The following is a 293-nucleotide window of genomic DNA, read 5'->3' as shown; positions in this document are numbered from 1 at the left end:
TAGAGCAGAGGATTGAAAATCCTCGTGTCGGTGGTTCGATTCCGCCTCGAGGCACCATATTAAAGATAATGACTTAGTTCATTATTTAAAAAAGAATTTAGTGTGCCGACTTAGCTCAGTAGGTAGAGCAACTGACTTGTAATCAGTAGGTCACCAGTTCGACTCCGGTAGTCGGCACCATCTTTTGAAACCTCATCTTTGATGAGGTTTTTTTTCGTCTGTAGAAAAAGGAACGAGGGTTCGAGGGTTCGAGGGTTCGAGGGTTCGAGGGTTCGAGGGTTCGAGGGTTCGAG

The 293-nt window shown here is 45.7% G+C and carries 1 tRNA gene; it reads left to right on the top strand.

What is annotated here, in order from left to right:
- The first annotated feature begins 104 nt into the window (after positions 1-104).
- Positions 105-180, top strand: a tRNA-Thr gene (locus tag VXS03_RS20170).
- Positions 181-293 lie beyond the last annotated feature (113 nt).

It is taken from the genome of Photobacterium sp. S4TG1, assembly GCF_036040035.1.
In the GTDB taxonomy this organism is placed as follows: Bacteria; Pseudomonadota; Gammaproteobacteria; order Enterobacterales; family Vibrionaceae; genus Photobacterium.
The sequence above is the reverse complement of the archived record's forward strand: the minus strand, read 5'-3'. Positions and strand labels throughout refer to the sequence as shown.